Annotated in this window: 20 protein-coding genes; 4 read left to right on the top strand and 16 right to left on the bottom strand. The window is 69.8% G+C overall.

Annotated elements, in window-relative coordinates; genetic code table 11:
- Positions 1-118 precede the first annotated feature (118 nt).
- From ACZ6SA_RS18630 to ACZ6SA_RS18620, 3 genes are read left to right on the top strand one after another with little or no spacing between them, the layout of a single operon-like run.
- A complete protein-coding gene (locus ACZ6SA_RS18630; protein WP_347648010.1) occupies positions 119-1,264 on the top strand; it encodes an NADH-quinone oxidoreductase subunit D in 1,146 nt (381 codons plus the stop codon).
- Entirely contained in the window at positions 1,261-2,391 is a 1,131-nt protein-coding gene (locus ACZ6SA_RS18625) for an acyltransferase family protein (protein WP_465829178.1), read from the top strand. Before ACZ6SA_RS18630 ends, ACZ6SA_RS18625 begins: the two co-directional genes overlap by 4 nt.
- Positions 2,384-2,569, top strand: coding sequence for a hypothetical protein (locus ACZ6SA_RS18620; protein WP_443153664.1), 186 nt, complete (start codon positions 2,384-2,386; stop codon positions 2,567-2,569). Before ACZ6SA_RS18625 ends, ACZ6SA_RS18620 begins: the two co-directional genes overlap by 8 nt.
- Here the strand turns inward: ACZ6SA_RS18620 and ACZ6SA_RS18615 are convergent.
- From ACZ6SA_RS18615 to dacB, 11 genes are all read right to left on the bottom strand, one after another.
- Positions 2,566-3,021, bottom strand: coding sequence for a DUF3180 domain-containing protein (locus tag ACZ6SA_RS18615; protein ID WP_347648013.1), 456 nt, complete (start codon positions 3,019-3,021; stop codon positions 2,566-2,568). The genes ACZ6SA_RS18620 and ACZ6SA_RS18615 overlap by 4 nt on opposite strands.
- Positions 3,018-3,521, bottom strand: coding sequence for a 2-amino-4-hydroxy-6-hydroxymethyldihydropteridine diphosphokinase (gene folK / locus ACZ6SA_RS18610; RefSeq protein WP_347648014.1), 504 nt, complete (start codon positions 3,519-3,521; stop codon positions 3,018-3,020). Before folK ends, ACZ6SA_RS18615 begins: the two co-directional genes overlap by 4 nt.
- Positions 3,521-3,883 carry a dihydroneopterin aldolase gene (folB, locus tag ACZ6SA_RS18605; RefSeq protein ID WP_347648015.1) on the bottom strand — a complete coding sequence of 121 codons (363 nt, stop codon included), beginning with the start codon at positions 3,881-3,883 and terminating at the stop codon, positions 3,521-3,523. The genes folK and folB overlap by 1 nt, the downstream gene beginning before the upstream one ends.
- Positions 3,873-4,319, bottom strand: a complete 447-nt coding sequence (locus tag ACZ6SA_RS18600; RefSeq protein ID WP_132332063.1) for a nuclear transport factor 2 family protein — start codon at positions 4,317-4,319, stop codon at positions 3,873-3,875. Before ACZ6SA_RS18600 ends, folB begins: the two co-directional genes overlap by 11 nt.
- Positions 4,316-5,173: a dihydropteroate synthase gene (folP, locus tag ACZ6SA_RS18595; RefSeq protein WP_443153665.1), complete on the bottom strand. Its 858-nt coding sequence runs from the start codon at positions 5,171-5,173 to the stop codon at positions 4,316-4,318. The genes ACZ6SA_RS18600 and folP overlap by 4 nt, the downstream gene beginning before the upstream one ends.
- A 58-nt stretch (positions 5,174-5,231) precedes the next feature.
- Entirely contained in the window at positions 5,232-5,810 is a 579-nt protein-coding gene (folE, locus tag ACZ6SA_RS18590) for a GTP cyclohydrolase I FolE (RefSeq protein ID WP_132597767.1), read from the bottom strand.
- Complete coding sequence (gene ftsH, locus ACZ6SA_RS18585) at positions 5,807-7,801, bottom strand: ATP-dependent zinc metalloprotease FtsH (protein ID WP_347648016.1); 1,995 nt, start codon at positions 7,799-7,801, stop codon at positions 5,807-5,809. Before ftsH ends, folE begins: the two co-directional genes overlap by 4 nt.
- Positions 7,802-8,047: 246 nt before the next feature.
- Positions 8,048-8,599, bottom strand: coding sequence for a hypoxanthine phosphoribosyltransferase (gene hpt / locus ACZ6SA_RS18580; RefSeq protein ID WP_347623965.1), 552 nt, complete (start codon positions 8,597-8,599; stop codon positions 8,048-8,050).
- Positions 8,600-8,609: 10 nt separating this feature from the next.
- The gene (tilS, locus tag ACZ6SA_RS18575; RefSeq protein ID WP_347648017.1) at positions 8,610-9,602 is read right to left on the bottom strand and encodes a tRNA lysidine(34) synthetase TilS; all 993 of its coding nucleotides are present in this window, start codon (positions 9,600-9,602) and stop codon (positions 8,610-8,612) included.
- Between the two features lie 240 nt (positions 9,603-9,842).
- Complete coding sequence (locus tag ACZ6SA_RS18570; protein ID WP_347648018.1) at positions 9,843-10,919, bottom strand: zinc-dependent metalloprotease; 1,077 nt, start codon at positions 10,917-10,919, stop codon at positions 9,843-9,845.
- 195 nt (positions 10,920-11,114) lie between these two features.
- Positions 11,115-12,515: a D-alanyl-D-alanine carboxypeptidase/D-alanyl-D-alanine endopeptidase gene (dacB, locus tag ACZ6SA_RS18565; RefSeq protein ID WP_347648019.1), complete on the bottom strand. Its 1,401-nt coding sequence runs from the start codon at positions 12,513-12,515 to the stop codon at positions 11,115-11,117.
- A 189-nt stretch (positions 12,516-12,704) separates the two neighbouring features.
- Between dacB and ACZ6SA_RS18560 the strand changes: the two genes are divergently transcribed.
- The gene (locus tag ACZ6SA_RS18560) at positions 12,705-13,202 is read left to right on the top strand and encodes an inorganic diphosphatase (protein WP_347648020.1); all 498 of its coding nucleotides are present in this window, start codon (positions 12,705-12,707) and stop codon (positions 13,200-13,202) included.
- 3 nt (positions 13,203-13,205) lie between these two features.
- On the opposite strand, the gene ACZ6SA_RS18555 is transcribed toward ACZ6SA_RS18560, so the two are convergent.
- From ACZ6SA_RS18555 to ACZ6SA_RS18535, 5 genes are all read right to left on the bottom strand, one after another.
- Positions 13,206-14,315, bottom strand: a complete 1,110-nt coding sequence (locus ACZ6SA_RS18555) for a C40 family peptidase (protein ID WP_347648021.1) — start codon at positions 14,313-14,315, stop codon at positions 13,206-13,208.
- Between the two features lie 78 nt (positions 14,316-14,393).
- Complete coding sequence (locus tag ACZ6SA_RS18550) at positions 14,394-15,860, bottom strand: RNA polymerase sigma factor (RefSeq protein WP_465829170.1); 1,467 nt, start codon at positions 15,858-15,860, stop codon at positions 14,394-14,396.
- Between the two features lie 205 nt (positions 15,861-16,065).
- Positions 16,066-16,866 (bottom strand): hypothetical protein, encoded by an 801-nt coding sequence (locus ACZ6SA_RS18545; RefSeq protein WP_347648023.1) that lies wholly within the window; start codon positions 16,864-16,866, stop codon positions 16,066-16,068.
- 64 nt (positions 16,867-16,930) lie between these two features.
- Positions 16,931-18,541, bottom strand: coding sequence for an ABC-F family ATP-binding cassette domain-containing protein (locus ACZ6SA_RS18540; protein WP_443153671.1), 1,611 nt, complete (start codon positions 18,539-18,541; stop codon positions 16,931-16,933).
- A gap of 52 nt (positions 18,542-18,593) precedes the next feature.
- Entirely contained in the window at positions 18,594-19,553 is a 960-nt protein-coding gene (locus tag ACZ6SA_RS18535; RefSeq protein WP_465829167.1) for a phage baseplate protein, read from the bottom strand.
- Between the last annotated feature and the right edge of the window lie 101 nt (positions 19,554-19,654).

The raw sequence follows: 19,654 nt of genomic DNA, 5'->3' as shown, positions 1-19,654 counted from the left end.
TTCTCCCCCCATTCCAGGTATCCCTCCCCATGTCCGACTTCGGAATGCATGGTCATACCAAGCTTTGACCGTCCACCCCGCGCTGGATCGACACCCACGACGGTGGCAGCATGGCCGTATGACGGAACGCGTGGTCGGACTCGGTGCGGGCGCGAAAGAACTGGCCACCGAGGACATGATCCTCAACATCGGCCCCCAGCACCCGTCGACCCACGGGGTGCTCAGGCTCCGGCTGACGCTCGACGGCGAGCGCATCGCCACCGCCGAGCCGATCATCGGCTACATGCACCGCGGCGCGGAGAAGTTGTTCGAGGTCCGCGACTACCGCCAGATCATCATGCTCGCCAACCGGCACGACTGGCTGTCGGGGTTCGCCAACGAGTTGGGCGTGGTGCTCGCCGCCGAACGCCTGCTCGGCATGGAGCCGCCGGTCCGGGCCGTGTGGGCGCGTACGCTGCTCGCCGAGCTCAACCGGGTGCTCAACCACCTGATGTTCCTCGGCTCCTACCCCCTGGAACTAGGCGCGATCACCCCGCTGTTCTACGCCTTCGACGAGCGCGAGCGCATCCAGGCCGTCATGGAGGAGATCTCCGGCGGACGCATGCACTACATGTTCAACCGGGTCGGCGGGCTCAAGGAGGACCTGCCACTCGGCTGGCTCGACCGCGTGTCGGCGGCCGTCGAGCAGACCCGCCGCCGCGTGCCCGACATCGAGAACCTCATCCTGCACAACGACATCTTCCTGGCCCGCACCACGGGCGTCGGCGTGCTGACCCACGACCAGATCATGCAGTACGGCGTCAGCGGCCCCATCGCCCGCGCCTCCGGCGTCGACTTCGACCTGCGCCGCGACGACCCCTACCTCGCCTACCCCGAACTGCCCGTCAAGGTGGTCACCAGGAGCGCCGGCGACTGCCACGCCCGCTTCGAGGTCCTGCTCGAACAGCTCAAGGTCTCGCTCGACCTGGCCGACGCCTGCGCCGAACGGCTGCGCGCGCTTCCCCCCGGGCCGATCAACCAGCGGCTGCCCAAGGTGCTCAAGGTGCCGGAGGGCCACACGTACGCGTGGACCGAGAACCCGCTCGGCATCAACGGCTACTACCTCGTCTCCAAGGGCGACAAGACGCCGTGGCGGCTCAAGCTGCGCTCCGCCTCCTACAACAACGTCCAGGTCCTGCGCGAGATGTTGCCCGGCCACCTGGTGGCCGACATGGTCGCCATCCTCGGCTCGATGTTCTTCGTCGTGGGTGACATCGACAAGTGACGACGCAAGAACGCGACAAGTACGTCGACTGGCTGCGCGCCCTGAGCCTGATCGTCGTGGTGGTGTGGCACTGGGCGTTCACCATTCTCGAATGGAAGCCGCACGGCCCCGAGCCCACCAGCCCGCTGGGCTTCACCTCCGGCCTGTGGATCCTCACCTGGCTGCTGCAGGTGCTGCCGCTGTTCTTCTACGTCGGCGGTCACGTCCACCTGCTGTCCTGGAACCGGGCCAGAGCCCAGGGCGTCGGCATCGGCTCGTTCGTCCTGCGGCGCATCCGCGCGCTGGCCTTACCCGCACTGTTCCTGTCCGGCGTGTGGGTCCTCATCGGAGCCACCGTCACGTGGGCGTTCGACGTCGACTGGATGTGGCGGGTGGTGCTGCTGGTGCTCAGCCCGCTGTGGTTCCTCGGCGTCTACCTGGTGCTGATCGCGCTGCTGCCGGTGGCGCTCTGGCTGCACAACCGCTACGACGTGCTCGCCCTGATCTGGCTCGGCGGCGCGGCCCTGGTGATCGACGTGGTGCGCTTCAGCTACGGCGTCGACCCGGCGGGCTGGCTCAACATGCTCATCGTCTGGGGGCTCGCCCACCAGGCCGGCTTCTTCTACGACCGGGTCGTGGCGCTGCCCCGGCGCTACGACAAGGGGCTGCTGTGGACCGGGCTGTTCGCCCTGTTCGGGCTCGTCTACTCGGGCATCTATCCCGGGTCGATGGTAGGCGTGCCCGGCGACAAGTGGTCCAACATGGCGCCGCCCACGTTCGTGATCGTGGCCCTCCTGCTCTTCCAGATCGGCCTCGTCGAGGTGCTGCGGCCGTCCATGGAGCGCGTACTCGGGCGGCCGGGCTGGCGCCGGGTGAACGACTTCATCAACCGCTACTCGCTGCCGCTGTTCCTCTTCCACACCACGGGAATGGCCATCGCGCTGGGGTTGTCGTGGTGGTGGTTCGGCACCATGGGCACGCGGATCCCGCCCGACCTGAAATGGTGGCTGGAGCGCCCCATCGCCGTCATCGGCCCGCTGGTCTGCACCGCCCCGGTCATCTACCTCTTCGGCCGACGCCGCCGCACGCCTGTACGTCAAAAGCAGGGCGAGGACGTCGGCCGCTCCCTAGGCTCGGAACATGGCTGACATCGGCTTTCACGCCACCGCCGAGGACGAGCGGATCATCCGTGCCGCGCTGCGGGAAGGTGAGCGGCCGAGCGACGTGATCCGCCGCGCGCTCCGCGTCCTGCACCGGGAGATGTGGCACGACCGGGTCCGCAGAGGCGCCCGGCGCAGCACCGAAGACCTTCCCGGCGAGCACTAGTCGCGCTTCTGCTCCTCGGGCTCCTTGGGGATGCGGCAGGCGTGCTCCAGGTAGAGGGCGGCGCAGACGAGCACGACGCACGACACCAACGACCCCGTGGCGACGAGGAACTCGCCCCTCGGCGTCTCCCTGTCGAGCAGTTGCACGGTGTGCAGCCCGAACCCGGCGAAGATCCCCCCGAACACCGCCCCCGCATACGCCGACGCCTTCGCCAGCGCGGCCAGCCGGGCCACCGCCATCGGCTCCACCGGCTTCGTGCCGGGTTTCCGCCCGATCCGGGCCTTGGTCAGCCACGCGGTGTAGCCCTCGCCGATGGCCAGCAACGTCACCGTGGGGATCGCGGTCCACGGCATGAGCGGCAGGTCGGAGTAGACGGGCCGGATCACCACCCAGGTGAGCAGCGCGACGACGACGAGGATGCCGACCAGATGGCCGGGGCGGGTGGGCCTCAATCCGGCCTCTGCAGTTTGAGATCCTCGCGCAGGCGTACGCCCTGCCGGTCGAGCCCCTCCAGCAGGTCGGCCACCCGGCCGCGCCCGGGCAGCACCGCCTCGGGGTCGGCCTTCGACCACGGCACCAGCACGAACGCGCGCTCGTGAGCGAGCGGATGCGGCAGCGTCAGCTCGGGATCGTCGCTGACGGACTCGCCCACCACGATCAGGTCGACGTCGAGCGTGCGCGGCCCCCACCGCTCCTCGCGGACCCTGCCGAAGGCGTCCTCGACGTTGAGCGCCCGCTCCAGCAGCCGCGCCGGCTCCAGCGTGGTCTCGGCGATCACGATCGCGTTGAGGTAGGGGCGCTGCCCGGACGGGCCGCCGACCGGGTCGGTCTCGTAGACGGGGGACGCCTGGACGAACTCCAGCCCGGGGGCGTCGAACAGGGTGTCGACGGCGCCCTGCAACGTCTGGAAGCGAGGACCAAGGTTGCTGCCCAGGGCGATGACGGCCTTCATCAGCGGCTCCGCTCGATCGTCACGACCACATCGTCGAACGGCAGCGGGATGGGCGCCGCCGGCTTGTGCACGCTCACCTCGGCCTTGCGCACCAGCTCGCTGGACAGGCACACGTCGGCCAGCCGCTGCGCGAGCGTCTCGATCAGCTCGACCGGCTCCCCCTCCACAACCCTGACCAGGGCCTCGGCCAGCTCGCCATAGTGGACGGTCTTGGCGAGGTCGTCGCCCGCCGCCGCCGGGGCGGTGTCGAGGAACAGCGTCGCGTCGATCACGAACTCCTGCCCGAGCTCCCGCTCGGCAGCGAGCACGCCGTGTCTCCCCCAGGCCCGCAGACCCTTGAGAGCGATGCGGTCAGCGCTCAAGCTCGCCGTCCTCCTCCTCGTCGTCGTCACTCTGGAGCACCGGCGAGCCGTGGTGCATCCACAACCGCCATCCCTGCGGGGTGCGGAGGTAGACGTTGCTGGCCACCACCTTGCCCGCGGCGAAGCTGGACTCACCCTCCTCGCCCGCGGTGAGGATGTTCTCGACGCAGGTGAGCACGGCCACGTCACCCAGCACGGTCGTGTTGACGTCGGTCAGCACGAACTGGATGTAGGTGGTGTTGGCCATGATCAACGCCCAGGACCGCAGCACCTCGGAGCGGCCCGTCAGCAGGGTCCAGCCCGGGTGCACGCAGCTCACCTGCTCGTCACCGGAGTCCTCCGCCCAGATCTCGGTCATCTTGTCGAGATCGGCGTTCTCGATCGCGGTGTAGAACTCCTGGTTCACCGTCTCGATAGCGGCGGTGTCGACGCTCATGTGTTGGCTCCGGCTCTCTTCCATGCGGCGGCCACGCGCACGGCATCGGCATTGGGACCTACCTCGTGCACGCGCACGCACCAGGCGCCCGCGTGGGCGGCCAGCGCGGTCACCGCCAGCGTGGCGTCGTCGCTGCGGCTGAACGGCCGGGGTGTGCCGTCGGGGTCGGCCAGCAGCCGGCCGAGGAACCGTTTGCGCGACGCCCCCACCAGCAGCGGGAAACCCATCTCGGCGAGTTTCGGGATGCCTGCCAGCAGCGCCCAGTTGTGGTCGGCGTTCTTCGCGAAGCCGAGCCCCGGGTCGATCACGATCTGCTCCTCCGTGACGCCCTCCGCCAGCACCAGGTCGACCCGTTTGCTCAGCTCCTCGCGCACCTCGGTGACCACGTCGGCGTAGACGGCACGGCTGTCCATGTCGTGGCTGTGGCCGCGCCAGTGCATCACGACGTAGGGGACGCCGGTCGCGGCGACCGCGCGGGGCATGTCGGGGTCGGCCAGCCCGCCGCTCACGTCGTTGACGAGCCGTGCGCCCGCCTCGACCGCGGCCCTCGCGACCTCCGCTCGCATCGTGTCGACGCTGACCCGCACGCCCTCCGCGTCGAGCGCCCTGATCACCGGGACGACCCGGGCCAGCTCTTCCTGCAGCGACACCCTGGCGGCGCCGGGACGGGTGGACTCGCCGCCCACGTCGACGATGTCGGCGCCCTCACGGACCAGGTCGAGGCCGTGCCGGATCGCGACGTCCTCGTCGAACCAGCGGCCGCCGTCGGAGAACGAATCGGGCGTCACATTGACCACGCCCATGACAAGGCACCGATCCGCACCTCCCGGCACGTTCATGGGCACGCTAGTCATGGACCAAGCCTAGGCGCTTGCGGACACCTGATGACATCGTGGGTACCCCGTTCAGTCGTCAGCGGCCCAGGATCAGCGCCATCGCCTCGGATCGGGTCTTGTCGCTGGTGCGGAAGTCACCGCGAACCGCCGAGGTCACGGTCTTGGCGCCGGGCTTGCGCACCCCCCGCATCGTCATGCACAGATGCTCGGCCTCGACCACCACGATGACGCCGCGCGGCTCCAGCACCCGCATGAGCGCGTCGGCGATCTGCGAGGTCATGCGCTCCTGCACCTGGGGGCGGCGGGCGAACACGTCGACCAGGCGGGCCAGCTTGGACAGGCCCGTCACCTCGCCGCGCTGGTTGGGGATGTAGCCCACGTGGGCCACCCCGTGGAACGGGACCAGGTGGTGCTCGCAGGTCGAGTAGACCTCGATGTCCCTGACGAGCACCATCTCGTCGTGGTCGACGTCGAAGACCTTGGTCAGCACGTCTTCAGGCGTCTGGCCGAGCCCGGAATACTGCTCGGCCATGGCGCGAGCGACCCGGGCGGGCGTGTCGAGGAGGCCGTCGCGGTCGGGATCCTCGCCGATGGCGTAGAGGATCTCGCGAACGGCCTTCTCGATCCGCCCCTGGTCGATGTCGTGCTGAGTCACGCACTGTCTCCGGACGGGAGGGCGTCCTGGTGGCCCGCGCCGAGCGAGCCGTTGGCCGACTGCTCCTTCGGGGTCAGGATCGGCGGGCGGTCGGAGGGCAGCCGCTTGCCGTAGCCCGCGTAGGACGGGCGGTGCTCCCTGATGACCACCGGGCCGAAGATCTGGAGCACCTGCTCGCGGGAGAGGGTCTCCTTCTCCATGAGCTCGAGCACGAGGTTGTCGAGCACGTCGCGGTATTCGACCAGGATGTCCCAGGCCTGGTCGTGCGCCGTCTCGATCATCCTGCGGACCTCCTCGTCGATCGTGGAGGCGATCTTCTCGGAGTAGTCGCGCTCGTGACCCATCTCGCGCCCGAGGAAGACCTCGGCCTGGCCGCTGCCGAACTTGCGGGCGCCGAGCTGCTCGCTCATGCCGTATTCGGTCACCATGCGGCGGGCGACGGCCGTGGCCTTCTCGATGTCGTTGGAGGCGCCGGTGGTCGGCTCGTGGAAGACGAGCTCCTCCGCCGCGCGGCCGCCGAGCAACATCGCGAGCTGGTCCATCATCTCCGACCTGGTGGCCAGGAACTTGTCCTCCATCGGCAGCGTCATCGTGTAGCCGAGCGCGCGGCCGCGGGACAAGATCGTGATCTTGTGCACCGGGTCGGAATTGGGCAACGCGTGCGCCACCAGCGCGTGACCGCCCTCGTGGTAGGCGATCATCTTCTTTTCCTTGTCGGACATGACCCGTGTCTTGCGCTCGGGGCCTGCCATGACGCGGTCGATCGACTCCTCGAGGAGCTCCATCGTGATCAGCTTCTGGTCGGCCCGCGCGGTGAGCAGGGCCGCCTCGTTGATCACGTTGGCCAGGTCGGCGCCGGTGAACCCGGGGGTGCGGCGCGCGATGACGTCGAGGTCGACGTCGGGGGAGAACGGCTTGCCCCGCCCGTGCACCTTGAGGATGCCTTTGCGGCCCTCGAGGTCGGGCCGGTCGACGGTGACCTGCCGGTCGAAACGGCCGGGACGCAGCAGCGCCGGGTCGAGGATGTCGGGCCGGTTGGTGGCCGCGATGAGGATCACGCCGCCCTTGACGTCGAAGCCGTCCATCTCGACGAGCAGCTGGTTGAGCGTCTGCTCGCGCTCGTCGTGACCGCCGCCCAGGCCGGCGCCGCGGTGGCGGCCGACCGCGTCGATCTCGTCGATGAAGATGATCGCCGGGGCGTTGGCCTTCGCCTGCTCGAACAGGTCACGCACACGCGAGGCGCCGACACCGACGAACATCTCGACGAAGTCGGAACCGGAGATGGAGTAGAACGGCACGCCCGCCTCGCCCGCGACCGCGCGGGCCAGCAGCGTCTTGCCGGTGCCGGGCGGGCCGTAGAGCAGCACGCCTTTGGGGATCTTGGCGCCGATCGCCTGGAACTTGGCCGGGGCCTGCAGGAACTCCTTGATCTCCTGGAGCTCCTCGATGGCCTCGTCAGCGCCTGCGACGTCGGAGAAGGTCGTCTTGGGGGTGTCTTTGGTGATCAGCTTGGCCTTCGACTTGCCGAAGTTCATCACCCGGGAGCCGCCGCCCTGCATCTGGTTCATGATGAACAGGAAGATCAGCACGATGATGACGATCGGCAGGAAGCTCACCAGAAGGCTCACCAGGAAGTTTTCCTGCGGCACCTCGGTGGCGAAGCTCTTGGTCTTGCCCGCGTCGACCTGAGCCTGGAGCTCGTCGGTCAGCTTGCTGCCGTAGCCGGTGACCCAGTCCGACTGGATCAGCTTCGTCGGGGCGTCGCCGGCCTTCACCACGACGGGGTTGGTCAGCGTCACCTCGATCCGGTTGTCCTTATCGATGATCTTGGCGTTGCTGACGTTTCCGGCGCGAATCTGCTGGAGAACCAGGGACGTGTCGGCCGGCTTGTAATTGCCGCCACCGCTCCAGAGCTGGGTGACGAGCAGGAGCAGCACGACGATGCCCAGGATCCACAGCAGTGGCCCACGTGTAAATCGCTTGAGATCCATCCGATGCGGAACCCCTTGCGGGCCCGTCCCTTCCTGACCATGGCCTTGAACCCGGGTCGCCCCGGGGCCGCGGCATCCGACACCGCGACTTCTGACTACCCGAAGGGGACACGGGGTCACCCTCCAGAAGTCCGAAGGTACACCGGCACAGCGCACGGAGGGACCCGCCCGCTACACCGGTCTTGCCCTATCAACGTACGTCACGTTGCGCAGTGTTCCCGGTCCGCCGGGAACACTGCCGGATTGCTAGGTGTAAACGTGCGGAGCGAGCGTGCCGATGAACGGCAGATTGCGGTATCGCTCCGCGTAGTCGAGCCCGTAACCGATGACGAACTCGCTGGGAATGTCGAAACCAACGTATTTCACCTCGATAGGCACCTTCACCGCGTCAGGTTTGCGCAGCGCGGCGCAGATCTCCAGCGAGGCCGGATTGCGCGATTTCAGGTTTTCCAGCAGCCAGTGCAAGGTCAGGCCGGAGTCGATGATGTCCTCGACGATCAGCACATGACGGTCGAGGATGTCGGTGTCGAGGTCTTTCAGCACGCGTACGACGCCGGACGACCTGGTGCCGGCACCGTAGGACGACACCGCCATCCAGTCCATCTGCACGGGCACGTGCAGAGCCCTCGCCAGGTCGGCCATCACCATGACCGCGCCCTTGAGCACGCCCACGAGCAGGACTTCCTTGCCCGCATAGTCGTCGTCGATCCGGCCGGCGAGCTCTTTGATCCTGGCCTGGAGGTCGTCCTCGGAGATGAGGACCTTCTCCAGGTCATTGCCCATGTCGGCAGCGTCCACCTGTGGTTCCTTACGGGATGGGACTGATGGCGAGTATCAGGGTGCCATACCGCCGCACGGCGGACAGACCCCCGGGCAGGTCCACCGCCTTCTGCCCGCGCCACCGCGTGACCAGCCGGTCCACGGCCAGCACGTGGGCGGCCGACAGGGCTCCCGGCGGTGCTCCCGCCGCGATGGCCGCACGGCGCAGCACCCTCCGCCTGACGGCGTCGGGCAGCTTCTCCAACTCCGCCGTGGACAGCGCGACCGACTCTCCGATATCGCTAAGAGCGCAATTTCGGTACGCCGACTCCGCCCACCGATCCAGGGCGTCGGCGTCCTCGCGCGCCATCCCCGCGGTCCTCGCGAGCGCCTCCGCGACCCCCGGGCCGAGCTCCCTCTCCAACACCGGCAGCACCTGCCTCCTGACGCGGACCCTCGTGTAGCGGGGATCCACGTTGTGCGGGTCGTCCCACGGAGACAGGCGCAGCGCCTGGCAGGCGGCGACCGTGGTCGCCCGCGGGAGGTGGAGGAACGGGCGGAGCCAGCGGCCGCTCCTGGCCGCCATGCCGGACAACGAACGCAGTCCGCTCCCCCTCGCCAGGCCGAGCAGGACCGTCTCCGCCTGGTCGTCCCTCGTGTGGCCGAGCAGGACCGCCGGCGCCTGGAGCCGGTCGGCCGCCTCGGCCAGCGCGGCGTAACGCGCCTCCCTGGCCGCCGCCTCGGGGCCGCCCGCCGTGCCCACCGTCACCGCGAGCACCTCCACCGGATCGAGCCCCATCCCCCGGGCCAGCCCCGCCACCGTCTCGGCGCGCTCGGCCGAGCCCGGCTGGAGCCGGTGGTCCACGGACAACACGCCCGCCCGCAGGCCCATCCTGGGGGCCACGAACGCCAGGGCGGCCGACAGGGCGAGGGAGTCGGCTCCGCCGCTGCACGCCGCGAGGACCAGCGCGCCCTCCTCGGCGTCGGCCAGCGCTTCGCGCACGGCCCTGCGCACGTCGGCTACTGCTGGATGTGGCCCCACGAGGCCATTCTCCCGGTTCCCGCCGCCACTTCCGGCAACCCGCCGCCGCCACGGCAACCCACCCGTCGTCACACAGTCTCTACGGCGACCCGCCGGTCACCCGGCAACCACGGGCAACCGGTCGAAGCGCGACCGCCCCCCGGAGACCCCGCCGGAGTCCGACCGTCCCCAGGACACCCCGCCCCAGGACACCCCGCACGGCTTCCGGCCGCCACCGGCGATCCGGGCGGGTGACGCGGGTCAGGCCGGGAGGGCCGGAGTGCCTATGACGCGGGCGACCCAGGCGTCGGGGTCGGAGATCTCCGGTGTCGTCGGCAGCGTCTCGGGCGAGGTCCAGATCTTGTTGAAGCCGTCCATGCCGGCCCGGTCGACCACGGTGCGGACGAAGGCCGAGCCCTCCGCGTACTGCTTCATCTTGACCTCGATCCCCAGCAGGCGCCGGACCGTGCGGTCGAGGCGGGAGCCACCCTCGCGGCGCTGGGCGAACTTGGCGCGGATGTCGGCGACCGACGGCACCACGGAAGGGCCGACGGCGTCCATCACGTAGTCGCCGTGCCCTTCGACCAGGGTCATCACGGCCGTCAGGCGGTCGAGGATCTCCTTCTGGCCGGGCGACTGGATGGCGTCGATGAGGTTGCCCTCGCCGCCGCGCACCACGTCGGCCACCGTGTCGGCGGCGTTGCGCAGGCGTTCGAGCAGGGTGGGCAGGTCGAGATCGGACGCGAGCAGGAACTCGGTCATCTGCGACCGTACGTATTCGCGCAACCACGGCACGCCCGTGAACTGGACGCGGTGGGTCTCCTCGTGGAGGCAGACCCAGAGGCGGAAGTCGTGCGGATCGACGCCCATCTCGCGCTCGGCGTGGACGATGTTGGGCGCGACGAGGGTCAGGCGGCCCGTCGGCTCCTCGCCGGTCGGGTCGGGCGGGAGGAAGAGCTCGTACTGGCCCAGCACGCGCGAGGCCAGGAACGCCAGGACGGCGCCGACCTCGACGCCCGTGATGCGGGAGCCCACGGCCGTGACGATGGCGGGTGGCGGATTGTCGCCGCCGCTCATGCGCTGGGTCAAGGGTTCGAGCACCACGCGGAAGCCCTCGACGTTGGCCTTGATCCAGCCCGGCCGGTCGACGATGGTCGCGGGCTGCGGCGCGGTGTCGGTGTGAATTTTCGTGAACTCGCGCACGTGGCCCTCGGCCTCACGTGACAGGGTGCGGAGCTCGGCGACGGCCTGCCTGGCCTCCTCCCGGCTCACCTGAGGACCGGGGCGCACCAGGCGCGTGCCGGTCGTGACGGCCAGATCCCAGTCGATCACCTGCATAACGTCCACCGTACGTGCTTCTCGTCGTACCCGCGAAGGTCCCCGGCCGAGCCGCGATCCGCAGGATCGCCATCAACCCGCGAGGGAGCGCCGGTGTCTGGACTGAGGAGAGAGGAAGCGCAGCGACCGAACGACGAGGGAAGACACCGGACCCAAGCGACCGAGCCGCGATCCGCAGGATCGCCATAAATACAGTCAACTGCGGGCGACGATGGCGGCGAGGCGGTCGAGTACGGGCTCGGCGGTGACGGGGACGTGGTCGGCCATGAAGGCGAACGTGACCAGTCGCCCGTCTTTCGTGGTGGCCAGTCCTGCCAGGGTGTTGACGTTGTTGAGGGTGCCGGTCTTGGCGCGTACGAGGCCGACCTGGCCCTTGCTGTCGGCGGCGGTGAAGCGGCGGCCGTTGCCGAGGGTGCCGGAGAATCCGGCGATCGGCATGCCGGAGGCGATGGCGTGCAGGTCGGGGTGGTTCGCGGAGCCGGCCATTGCGATGATCTTGGCCAGGGCGTCGGGGCTGATGCGGTTGCGGATGGACAGGCCGCTGCCGTCGGAGAGCGCGGCGACGCCCTGGGCGGCCCCGAGCCGCTGGAGTACGGCGATCACGCCCTTGGCGCCTCCTTCGAACGACGCCTGTTGTCCTTCCTTGAGTGCGACGTGCCTCATCAGCGCCTCGGCCATGTCGTTGTCGCTCTCGGTCAGGGTGTGCTCCACGAGGGCGTAGACGGGGGCGGAGTCGACCCGGCCGAGTTCGGTGGCGCCGGCGGGGGCTTTGGCCTGGCGCACGGATTTCGACACCGCGATGCCCTCTTTCTTGAGGAGTCTGGCGAAGGCGGCGGCGGCGTATCGGGGCGGGTCGTCGACTCTGGGGGCGTTGTAGCGGGGGTGCCGGCGGCCTTCGTCGATGGCGAGGGCGTGGACGGTGGCGACGTTGCCGTCGGGGATGTAGCTCGGCTTCCAGCCGTCGGCCTTGGTCGGGCCGACGAAGAGGGACGTGTCGTACGAGAGGGTGACTTTCTTGATATTTCGCGACTTGAGGGTGGCGGCGGTGCGGGCGGCCAGCGTCCGGAGCGAGGCCTGCTTCGGGTAGCCGGGCTTGGCGGAAGGGCCGGCGAGCAGCGGGTCACCGCCGCCCACGAGGACGGCGGTGCCGGGTTTGGCGCCCTGGACGACCTTGGTGGACAGGCGGGTGTCGGGCCCCAGAGAGGCGAGCGCGGCGGCGCAGACGGCGATCTTCGTCGTGGAGGCGGGCACGAAGGCGGCGTCGGCGTTGGAGGCGAAGATCTGCTGGCCGGTGACCGCGTCGAGCACGACGGCGCCGACCCTGTCGCCCAGGGCCGCGTCACCCAGCGCGCGGGTGAGCTGCCGCGTCAAAGTACTCTTGGTCGGGAGAGGTCCGTCTCCGGGCTTCGCCGGAAGCTGGGCCAGCACAGGTCCCGCGGTGACCACGGGGGCGGGGGGAGACTCTTCCTGCGGTGACTCCGTCGGCCCGGCCGGTGGAGACTGCCCCGTCAACGCGCTGAGGCTGAAGCCGGTGGTCATCGCGTAAACGCCGATGACGATGGTCAGAGCCTGGAGCACGACGAGGGTGGTCAGCATCACCCACCTGTCGTGCCGCGCCACGTCGCCCGCCCTCTCTCCAGTGTTCGCCTACGAGACATTAACGCCCAGCCGGGGGTGCCCGGGGGCTGAGCGGGGGAGAGAAGCCCGGACCGGGCCCCGGGGAGGCGGGTGATCGCGTTCCCGGACGCCTGGCGAGGTGCTCTCGACCCATGAGAGAGGACCGCGGTGGAGTTCGACGTTGTCGTAGAGATTCCCAAGGGGCAACGGAACAAGTACGAGGTGGACCACGAAACCGGGAAGATCAGGCTCGACCGGCTCCTGTTCACCTCCACGCAGTACCCCGCCGACTACGGCTTCATCGAGAACACCCTCGGTGAGGACGGCGACCCGCTGGACGCGCTGGTGTTGCTGCAGGAGCCGACGTTCCCCGGCTGCTACATCACGTGCCGGGCGGTGGGCATGTTCAGGATGACCGACGAGAAGGGCGGCGACGACAAGGTCCTCTGCGTCCCCTCGACCGATCCCCGCATGCACCACATCCAGGACATCCATCACGTGTCGGAGTTCGACCGGCTGGAGATCCAGCACTTCTTCGAGGTCTACAAGGACCTCGAGCCGGGCAAGTCGGTCGAGGGCGCCAACTGGGTGGGCCGCATCGAGGCGGAGGCCGAGATCGAGCGCTCCTTCCGCCGGGCCAAGGACGAGGGAAACCACGGTCACTGACCGTCAGCGGGGCCTGGTGGCGCCCACCAGGTCCCCGCGGTAGATCGAGGCGACCCGTACGACGTCGCCGGTCTGCGGCGCGTGCACCATCTGGCCCCGGCCGACGTAGATCCCCACGTGGTGGATGGTGCCGGGGTCGTCGCTGATGTGGCCGAAGAACACCAGGTCGCCGCGGTGCAGCTGGTCGAGCGGCACGTGCGGGCCCGACGTCCACTGGGTGCCGGTCCAGTGGTCGAGCCGCACGCCGACCTTCTCCCAGGCGCGCATGGTGAGCCCCGAGCAGTCGTAGGTGTCGGGGCCGTCGGCCGCCCACACGTACGGCTTGCCGAGCTGGGTGAGCGCCCAGTTGGCCGCGACGTCCCCCAGCGCCGACCCGCGGGAGGTGAGCCCGGCGACCGACGCGGCCGCGGCCTTGCGGCGGGCCAGCCGCTGGGCGCGGGTGCGGGCCGCGTCGACCTTGCGCTGGAGGTGCTCCTCGCGGGCCCGCAGCGCCTTCGTTTCACGCAGTTGCCTCGCCACGGCCTCCTTGGCGGCGATCTTGGCGAGTCTGGCGCGTTCGGTGGCGGCCCTGTGGGCGGCGTAGGCGTTGGCGGCCTCGATGCGCAGGATGTTCGCGACCTCCTGGGCGTCGCGCATCCTGGCGAGGATCGCGGCCCGCTCGCTGCTCATGTGTTCGAGCACGCCCGCCCGGTGCAGCAGGCCGCTTGTCTCGCCCTGGTCGATGAGGATGCCGAGGAACGGCTCCCGCATCGCCACGCCGCCGTAGGTCTCCGCCGCCAGCAGCGCGACGTCGCGCCGGGCCAGCTCGACCTCGGCGTCGGCCGCCGCGAGTCGCGCCTTGGCCTGCTCGTTGGCCTGCTCGGCGCGCCGGAGCTGGACGAGCTCCCCGTTGTACGCCTCCACCAGCCGCTCGACCTCGGCGGCCAGCCGGTCGAGCCGTGACTGGGCGGTCGCCAGCTTGGCGCTGGTCTCCCCTAGCCGCTTCGACCGCTCGCGTACGGTCTGGCGGGCCTTCTTGACGTCACGCGAGGAGGGGACGGGCTCCGCCATGACCGGCGGGCACATGCCGACCAGCAGGCAGCCCACGAGCAGCCCAGCCCGGAATGCGCGCATAGGTCCCCCTGGAAGCAGATGGTCACTCTATGCACACAGTCCCCGACAGTTGACGTGCGTAACAGGGGTTTACGCAGGTCAGCCGCTTTCCGTAGGCGTTGCCGAAGGTTCCTCGGTGTGCGGCGGGGTAGCCGTTTGCGTCGGCTTGGGGGTGGTCGGGGTGGGCGTCACCGTGACGGTGGGGATCGGCGTCATGGTCGGGGTGGGGATGCGGGTCGGGGTGCGGGTCGGGGTGAAGGTCCGGGGCGGCCCACCGGGGGGCCTGAACGTGTGCCGCGGCCGCGAGGGTCTGACCGGAGGGGGCTCCGCAAGGGACGGCTCCACCGGCCGTACGTGCGTCGGAGGGAGGCCCGGCGGCCGCCCCTGCCCGGTGGGCCGCGGGCCGGGCGACGGCGGCGGGCCGCCGGTCGGCGAGGGCATCAGGGGCGAGGGCGAGGGGATGACCAGGGGCGGCGGGAAATCGGGCGACTCCGTGACGCCGAGCGGGCGCATGGTCGTGGCGTCGACGATGGGCATCACGGTCACCGGCTGGTTCTTCGGCTCGCCCTGCCAGGGCAGCCTGATGCCGGGCGGCTCGCCCGTCGGGGGGAACGCCGCCGTGGCGACGCCCGACAGGCCGCCGTTGTCCCTGCCGATCTGCTGGAAGATCACCGCTATCGCCACCACGGCCGCGACCGCCGCCAGCGCGCCTGCCAGCGCCTGAGGCCACCTTCCAGCGCCCTTGTCCGCGAGAACGGGAAACCCGGCGGCTCCCAGGCCGCTCGTCCGCCTGGCGACGTAGCGCCGGTAGGGCAGCAGCTCCGGGTCGCCGAAGCAGCTCAGCACCCTGACCCGCAGCGCCTCCGGCAGCGCCACGGCCGGCAGCAGCGCGTAGACCTTGGCGGCCGACACCTCGCGGGTGCGGTGGGGCGCGCAGGTCTCGCAGTGCGACAGGTGCCTGATCAGGTGCTCGCGCATCTCCTGGGTCAGCCGGCCGGAGAAGCCGGCGAGGATGCGGGCGCGCGCCGGGCAGTCGTACGGGCCCTTCCCGGCCAGGATCTCGGCCGTGAGCGCGCCGCCCAGGCGCTCGCGGGCCTCCCCCATGACCTGCTCCACCTGGCGCGGCGGGAGGGCGAGGACCTGGGCGAGCTCGGCGGCGGGCAGTTCGTGCCGGTAGGCCAGCTCCAGCACCTCGCGGTCGGCCACGGGCAGGCCGTGGACCGCGTTCCACGCCATGATCCGCAGGTCGGCGTCGGCCGGGTCGTCCAGCGGCGGCGCCTCGGCCAGCGCCTGCGCGGAGCCGGGCGGGGCGCAGGCCCTGCGGCGCAGGCACTCGGCGCGGGCCAGCGCGTACAGCCAGGTGCGCAGCCTCCCCGGGTCGGCCAGCGCGTCCGCGTGCGCCTCGGCCGCGATCAGCGTGTCGCGGAGAGCCACCTGCGCGCTGTCGCCACTCATCAGGAGGGACCAGCAGTAGCGGTAAATGCTCTCCGCATAGGCGTCGTAGAGCGCGGCCACGGCGTCGGCGTCGCGGGCGCGAAGGGCTTCGACCAGAACGCGGTCATCCATGTGACCGAAGGTAATGGATCGGTAACTAGTAGTTCCACCATTTCCGCGCCGTTGGCTCGGCTTGTCGGGCCGCATGTTCGGGTTCCTGATGAATATTCACGATGGCCCCCTGCGCCCCTTTTTGTAGCCCCCGTGCGGCACTGTGCGGCACTATGCAGCCCTGTGTCGCCCTGTGGCCCGATTTATCGAACTTTAGAGCAGAAAATCATTGCTTGTACTTGGAGACGATCTCGGTGCTCCGGTCCACCGCGAACGGCTCGGTCGTCGGCTTGACCGTGTGCACCGGCAGGGCGCCGCCGAGCGCCAGATCCTCGTAAGGACGGCCGGTCGATCCCCAGGTCCGCGCCACGATCTCGGTCTTGGCGACCTTGGCGCGCGCGGGAACTCCCGACACCGTGAGGATGAAGCGCGGCGGGCGGCCCGCTTTCACGTCATCCACGAACGTGCTGCCGCCGGCCAGAAGTTTGCCTGATTTGTCGCGCAGCAACGCGTTGACGACGAGGCTGCTCGCCGCCGTTCTATAAGGATTATCGACATACCCAGTAATAAGGTATGAGCCGTTTTTCTGGCGCAATGTCTGGGTTCGGGTGATGGGAAACTCACGGAACGCCGACGGGATGCGCGCCGCCAGCCGCCACTGCGCGGGGCGGTACTGGATCGTCACCTTGGCCGGCTTCTCGGTGGCGGTGGCCTGGCCGGTGAAGGCCAGCGACCCGCCCGGCGGCACGGCGTCGAGCGGCTGGTCCATCCTGACCACCTCGGCGCCCTTCGTGTCGTGCCCGACGATCGTGGCCACCACGTGCTCGCCGAAATGCCACGGGTTGGTGTTGCTGAGCACGCCGGCCCAGTTGACGGCATATCCGTCGGCGGATTTGACGATATTGGAGACCTGCTCCTTGAGAGCGAGCGGCTTGAGCTCTTGTACGGGCTGTTCCTCGCTCGCGCACCCGGTGAGGCAGATCGCCCCGAGTGCGAGGAGGCTGACGGTTCGGCTACGCGGGATCACTTTGCCGTGATAACCCGTGCATGGGCACGGATGGCAGAGGACACGCGCCTGCCGTACCAAGTCTTTAACGCGGACGCACGACCCTGGACTCGTCCCAGACCGGCTCGGGCGACTCGTAGACCGTGCCGTCGGAGCCGAAGACCAGGAAGCGGTCGAAGTCGGCGGCGAACCAGCGGTCGTGGGTCACCGCCAGCACCGTGCCGTCGAACGCCTCCAGCCCCGCCTGCAGCGCCTCGGCGCTGGCCAGGTCGAGGTTGTCGGTCGGCTCGTCCAGCAGCAGCAGCGTGGACCCCGACAGCTCCAGCAGCAGGATCTGCAGGCGCGCCTGCTGCCCGCCAGAGAGCGATTCGAAGCGCTGCTCCGCGACCCTGCCCGCCAGCTCGTAGCGGGCCAGCGCCTTCATGGCTTCGTTCTTCAGCCTGGCGTGCTCGGTCATGACGATGTCGACGGGGGTGCGGCCGAGCAGCTCGGGCCGGGCATGCGTCTGGGCGAAGTGGCCCGGCACGACGCGGGCGCCCAGCCTGGCCACGCCCTCGTGGCGGACCTGCTCGCCCGCCAGCAGGCGCAGGAAGTGGGACTTGCCCGAGCCGTTGGAGCCGAGCACCGCGACGCGCTCGGCGTACCAGACCTCCAGGTCGAACGGGCGCATCAGCCCGCTGAGCTCCAGCCCTTCGCAGATGACCGCGCGCTTGCCCGTGCGGCCGCCCCGCAGGCGCATCTTGATGTTCTGCTCGCCCGGCGCCACCTCCGGCGGCCCCGCCTCCTCGAACTTGCGCAGCCGCGTCTGGGCGGCGTGGTAGGCGGGGGCCATGCCGTCGTTGTAGCGCGCTTTGTTCTTCAACATGGTGACCAGGGCCTTGAGCTTGGCGTGCTCTTCGTCCCAGCGCCTGCGCAGCTCGTCGAGCCGCTCGTTGCGAGCCTTGCGCGCCTCGGCGTAGGTGGCGAACCCGCCGCCGTGGATCCAGATGCCGCCCGACTCGACGGTGACGATCCGGTCGGCCGCGTTCGCCAGCAGCTGGCGGTCGTGGCTGACCAGCAGCACCGTCTTCGGCGTCTCCTTGAGCTGCTGCTCCAGCCATTCCTTGCCGGGCACGTCGAGGTAGTTGTCGGGCTCGTCGAGCAGCAGGGTCTGGTCGGGGCCGCGCAGCAGCGCCTCCAGGACCAGCCGCTTCTGCTCGCCGCCCGACAGGGTGGCCACGTCGCGATATTTCACCCGTTCGTACGGCACGCCGAGCGCGGCCACCGTACAGGTGTCCCAGAGCACCTCGATGTCGTAGCCGCCGGCGTCGGTGTAGTCGCTGATGGCCTGCGCGTAACGCATCTGCGTCTTCTCGTCGTCGCGCTCCATCATCGCCAGCTCGGCCTCGTCGAGCCGCTCGGCCGCCTGCCGCACGGCGGGCGGCGCGACGCCCAGCAGCAGGGCGCGCACGTCGCTGCCGTCGCGCACGCTGCCGATGAACTGGCGCATCACGCCCAGCCCGCCGGAGCCGGCCACGGAGCCCTCGACCGGCTGGAGGTCGCCGGCGATCAGCCGCATAAGCGTGGTCTTGCCCGCGCCGTTGGGCCCGACCAGCGCCGCCTTCACTCCTTCGCCGATCCGGAAGGACACGTCGTTGAGCAGGGGCCGCCCGTCGGGCAGCACGTATGTCAGATGTCCTACTTCGACGTGACCCATGCGCGCAGGCTACCGGGCCGGTTCGTGACGGAGCATCACCTTTTCCGGCCGCTCAGACGAGCTCGGTCTTGTAGAAGATGCTGGCCTTGCGGGCCTTCGGAACGCCAGAGGCGAGACCCAGGCACAGGCGGGGGCCGCCGGAGGCGAGCTGGATGGCCATGCCCTCCGGCTCGCGGAAGTCGAGCGACCTGCCCGCCTCGGTGCGCGCCCGCTGCACGCGGCTGCCCGTGCGCAGGTCGAGGCACGTGATGAACGAGTTGCCAGGCGGCGGGTTGGCGTCACTGTAGGCGTTGCCGGTCAGGATGTAGACGAAGTCGCCGTAGGCGGCGTACCCCTGGAAGGTGCCCAGACCCGACAGCTGGGGCACGTCGTGGATCGGGTCGGCCGAGCCGGACTTGAGCGCCGCCAGCGAGAACACCGCGAACCGGAAGGAAGCGCCGTCGTGGTAGCGCATGACCAGCCGGTCGGTCGAAGGGTCGATCGCGCAGGTGGTGTTGACCGCTCCAGAGACAGGGCTGAACTTGGTGAGCGCCGACGACGACCTCGTCAGCGTCTGGCCGTTGACGAACTTGAACCGCGCCAGCCTGCTGCCCCTGGCGGAGCTGCCGTCGCTCACCGCGTCGGTCTCGGTCCAGAGGTACGCCGAGCTCCCCGACGGCTCGACCCCGATCTGCACGCCGTGGCCGAAGCCCATGAGGTACATGTGGCCGAGGATCGAGCCGGTCAGGCTCAGCTTGGTCAGGCACAGGTCACCGGCGGTGTTCGAGCCTGCGCCGTTCTTCACCTGGACGGTGTAGATGTGCCCGTTGTCGTTGTCGAAGGCGAACGACTGCAGCACGGTCTCGTCGCGCAGCGCCTTCTTCCAGATCAGAGGGTGGGAGGGCGCGGTCAGCTGGAAGCGGTCTCCCGCTGAGGCGGCGGAGGCGGTGCCGGCGCCCGCCACGGCTGTGGCGGCGACGCCCGCGCCGATCTTGAGCAGGCCTCTGCGGGTGAGCGGCACGCGTGGTGACATCTTCACCATCCGTTCGGCTGGGGGGTTGTACGCAGCGTCACTCTAGTGGCGTGAGGCCCGGGTTCCGGCGAATCCCGGAGGACTCTGGACAGCAAGTGATC

Source organism: Nonomuraea sp. NPDC049378 (genome assembly GCF_055586745.1).
Note: the sequence above shows the minus strand (reverse complement) of the source record. Positions and strands in the feature narration are given on the sequence as shown.